The sequence below is a fragment of the Actinomycetota bacterium genome (genome assembly GCA_030776725.1).
Lineage (GTDB): Bacteria > Actinomycetota > Nitriliruptoria > Nitriliruptorales > JAHWKO01 > JAHWKW01.
This window is the reverse complement of record JALYHG010000198.1, coordinates 1-3,442: the sequence shown is the minus strand read 5'-3', so window position 1 is coordinate 3,442 and position 3,442 is coordinate 1. Positions and strand designations below refer to the sequence as shown.

Annotated in this window: 7 protein-coding genes; 2 read left to right on the top strand and 5 right to left on the bottom strand. The window is 69.8% G+C overall.

The features are described 5' to 3' along the window. Together M3N57_09515 and M3N57_09510 are read right to left on the bottom strand one after the other, a co-directional pair. The coding region (locus M3N57_09515; protein MDP9022911.1) for a hypothetical protein at positions 1-573 on the bottom strand (573 nt) is incomplete at its 3' end. Between the two features lie 203 nt (positions 574-776). Beyond that, positions 777-974 carry a hypothetical protein gene (locus M3N57_09510; GenBank protein MDP9022910.1) on the bottom strand — a complete coding sequence of 66 codons (198 nt, stop codon included), beginning with the start codon at positions 972-974 and terminating at the stop codon, positions 777-779. Positions 975-1,092: 118 nt separating this feature from the next. On the opposite strand from M3N57_09510, the gene M3N57_09505 reads away from it, so the two are divergent. Next, the gene (locus M3N57_09505) at positions 1,093-1,320 is read left to right on the top strand and encodes a hypothetical protein (protein ID MDP9022909.1); all 228 of its coding nucleotides are present in this window, start codon (positions 1,093-1,095) and stop codon (positions 1,318-1,320) included. A gap of 115 nt (positions 1,321-1,435) precedes the next feature. On the opposite strand, the gene M3N57_09500 is transcribed toward M3N57_09505, so the two are convergent. Further along, complete coding sequence (locus M3N57_09500) at positions 1,436-1,855, bottom strand: HEPN domain-containing protein (protein ID MDP9022908.1); 420 nt, start codon at positions 1,853-1,855, stop codon at positions 1,436-1,438. Continuing rightward, the gene (locus tag M3N57_09495) at positions 1,852-2,184 is read right to left on the bottom strand and encodes a nucleotidyltransferase domain-containing protein (GenBank protein ID MDP9022907.1); all 333 of its coding nucleotides are present in this window, start codon (positions 2,182-2,184) and stop codon (positions 1,852-1,854) included. The genes M3N57_09500 and M3N57_09495 overlap by 4 nt, the downstream gene beginning before the upstream one ends. 242 nt (positions 2,185-2,426) lie before the next feature. On the opposite strand from M3N57_09495, the gene M3N57_09490 reads away from it, so the two are divergent. Beyond that, positions 2,427-2,765, top strand: coding sequence for a VanZ family protein (locus M3N57_09490; protein ID MDP9022906.1), 339 nt, complete (start codon positions 2,427-2,429; stop codon positions 2,763-2,765). On the opposite strand, the gene M3N57_09485 is transcribed toward M3N57_09490, so the two are convergent. Beyond that, the coding region (locus M3N57_09485; GenBank protein ID MDP9022905.1) for a nucleotide sugar dehydrogenase at positions 2,756-3,442 on the bottom strand (687 nt) is incomplete at its 5' end. The genes M3N57_09490 and M3N57_09485 overlap by 10 nt on opposite strands.

The window sequence follows — 3,442 nt, the reverse complement described above, 5'->3', positions numbered from 1 at the left end:
GAGCACCTCCTCGGACAGGTTCCACGTGCCGTTGTTGGACATCCAGCCGACGTACACGCGGCCCGCCTCGTCGCGATCGGCGACGACGGTCGGGAGACCATCGGCGCCGAACTGGCCGGCGTCGAGGTCCGGCTCGACCCACGGCAGCACGGTGGTCTCGAAGCTCGCCCCCAGGTCGGTGGTCCGGTCGAGGATGACCCGCTGGTGGTAGGTCGACGGGTCGATCCCGCTCCGCACGACGTAGAGCGTGCCGTCCTGTGAGAAGGCGACGCCGGTGACGGGACCGAAGCTGGCGAACATGTTGCAGCGTGGCCACTCTGGCACGTCAGGCAGGGGGCGCGCCGTCCAGGTCAGTCCCGCGTTGGTGGAGACGTGCAGGGTGCACCGTCCCGCGTACGCGTCGCCCTCGGCCACGGCGAGCGTCCTCGGGTCGTCGGGGTGGATGGCGACCGTGGGAACCGCGTGGGCCCGTGTAGCGGTGGGTGTGGCCGTGACCTGCACGGCGGCGTCGGCACGAGGATCGGTGTCCTCCGCTCCGGCCGCCGGCGGTGCCAGCACGGTCAGGAGCACCACGACACAGATCGTCAACGCCCTGCATCGCGACACGGGTCCCTCCGGTTCGCCGCCCAGGTCAGGGCCGTGAGCCTCCCACCCGTGGCCGAGCCGCTCAATAGAGGCACTCCGCATATAGATGTGGCATGCACCTAGTCGAGCGCTGCGGGTCCGCCTTCCCGGGTCGGTGGGAGAGCGACGCGGTCAGCAGGACACGCGGGCGGTTACCCGCCGTCGAGTTCCGATGTGTCGGCGCGGTGGACGTCGTCCGCTTCCTGCTCCGGGATCCCGTTTCCTCGCAGGCGGCTGACGACGATGAACGCGAGGAAGGCAACGGCCGGAACGGCCAGGACGATCAGCTCGTCGAGGCCACCGGCACCACCCCCGCCGTGGGCCAGCGGTGATCGCAGCAGCAGGGTCATGTCGGCACCGTTCCCGTGGCGGCCAGGTTCAGCGCGGTCGTACCTCGGATCGCCCGGGAGCACAAACGCCGCCGGAGTCGACAAGTCCTTTCAAGGAACGTCAAGCTACTCTCGCCGCATGGCTGAGCAGCGTCAGAAGCTCGCGTCGCAGGCGGCCCCTGAGGTGCTCGAGGCCGTCCGGTCGATCGCTGACGAAGAGGGCCGTCAGCTCCAGGCCGTCATCGAGGAGGCCCTCCGTGAGTACGTCGAGCGTAAGCGCGGCGAGCGCCCACGAGACCAGGTCCTGGCGCATCTCCAGGCCTCTGTCCAGCAGCACCGTGAGCTGTACCGGCGCCTGGCCGAGTAGCGGTGCCCGAGTACCTCAGGCTCGTCGAGCTGCGCGCGGTCAGGCCAGGCGGAGCCGGCGAGGCCCGAGATCGCCCGAGCGCGACCACGGGTGCGCCGTCCTCGTGAGCAGGCGTCTACCCGGCCGGGTCGCTGTCGATACGGACGCTGACCTCTTCAAGGACGTCACGGGTGCGGCTGAGTGCGGCCGAAGCCTGCTCCGGGCCGTAGACCCGGGAGGGGATGTCGCCAGGGAGGGCATCGGGGTAACGGGTCGGGATGTAGAACTGGTCAAGGGTCGCCCAGTCCGCGCAGCGGCCGGCGAGGTCAGGAGCCTGTCGGGCGACCTCGGCGCAGAGGTCGGCGACGCTGTGCCCGATCACCAGCTCCGCCCCGCGCGCGTAGAGGAACGCCTTGAGGGTCTTCTCTGCGCTCTGCTGCGCGAGGAAGCAGGCGTGCGCGTACCGGCCATGGTCGACGAGGAGGTCAGCGACGTCGAGGTCCTCGCTGGCTTGGGCGAGCCACCGCCTAGCCTCTTTCGCGAGATCGCGGCTCACAGCAGCCGCCTCCCCCTCCGACGGACGTCGTCGACGAAGCGCCCTCCCGCCGTGGCCTCTTCCGGCGTGTAGACGAACAGGTCGACCGCCACGCGTGGGGCGAGCTCGCGGGCGAGGTTCACACCTCGGACGTGGGGAGGCTCGTCGGTCCGGCGGATGACGAGGAGGTCCAAGTCGCTCGTCGGCCCCGGCCGGCCGTCGACGAGCGACCCGAAGACCCACACCTGCTCCACTCCCCGTAGCTGGCGGAGGAGCGCCTCGAGCCGGTCGAGCTCGGCGGCGAGCCGAGCACGGGCCTCCTTGGACCGCCGCCAAAGGATCGTCGTCATAGCAGGAATCTAGGGGCGCGCATTCACGAGGGCGACAGCACAGTCGTGGACAGGATGATCGAGACGCCGCGCCCACTCGACGCTCGTGGAACGAGCGCGGTGAAGGACCACAGAACACGCCCGCCCTAACCGCCGACCGCCGCGACCGCACGCTCGGCCGCGGCTCGATCGAGCTCCCCCGCCACTGGTTCACTGGCGCAGGCGTACTCCGGGAGCATCCGACGGCTAGGAATGCGTGAGCCGTGACGTACCGGCTGATCCTCCCTGCGGCCGTCTACGCGGTCATCATCGGGCTCTCGTCCCTGCCGGCGGACGCGTTCCCGGAGACACCGACGGGTCTGGGTCTGCTCGCCCACGCCGCGGAGTACGCCGCTCTCGGAGCCAGCCTGCGGTGGGCGCTGGCCAACATCCGACCCGCCACGGCCGTCACCGTGGTCGTCGTCCTGCTGCTGGCAGGGGTGGACGAAGCGTTCCAGTCGCTGCGACCGGGCAGGACCCCGGAGGCCATCGACTACGCGATCGACGTGGCTGCTGCGACCCTCGCCGCCCTCGCGGTACGAAGGAGCACCCCTTACAGGTAGGTGACGTTGCCGCGCCCGAGGCCACCGAAGCGCCGCCGCGTGTCGAAGATCCGTCCGGCTCGACGCTCGATGCGCTCGTAATCGAAGGCGTCGTGGTCGGTGACGAGCACGACGATGTCGGCCGCGGCGACCAGCTCGTCGGGTGCGTCGGCCATCACATGGGCCCCGTTGGACAGCGTCGGGGCCCGCACGTGGGGGTCGACGATGGCAACGTCCGCACCCAGCTCCGACAGCTGCTTCACGATCACTCGGGCGGGGCTCTCGCGGGCATCGGCGGTGTTGGGCTTGTAGCTGTAGCCGAGGACGACGATCCGTGAGCCGTTCACCGCCAGCTTCGCTTCGTTCAGCACACCTTGGATCCGGGTGACGATGTGGCTGGGCATGTGGCGGTTCACGTCGTTGGCCAGTTCGACGAACCGGAAGGTCTCGTCCAACTGGCGCTTGACCCGCCACGACAGGTAGGTGGGGTCGATCGGCAGGCAGTGGCCGCCGACGCCGGGTCCGGGGCGGAACGCCATGAACCCGAAGGGCTTGGTCGAGGCGGCGTCGATCGCCTCCCACACGTCGACCCCGAGGGCCGCGGCGAACATGGCGAGTTCGTTGACGAGAGCGATGTTGACGTGGCGGAAGGTGTTCTCGATCAGCTTCGACAGTTCGGCGACCGCCGGGCTGCTGAC

Excerpts from the sequence above, each read along its gene's own strand:
- M3N57_09510 (MDP9022910.1), bottom strand. The coding sequence starts at position 974 with ATGACCCTGCTGCTGCGATCACCGCTGGCCCACGGCGGGGGTGGTGCC.
- M3N57_09505 (MDP9022909.1), top strand. The coding sequence starts at position 1,093 with ATGGCTGAGCAGCGTCAGAAGCTCGCGTCGCAGGCGGCCCCTGAGGTG.
- M3N57_09495 (MDP9022907.1), bottom strand. The coding sequence starts at position 2,184 with ATGACGACGATCCTTTGGCGGCGGTCCAAGGAGGCCCGTGCTCGGCTC.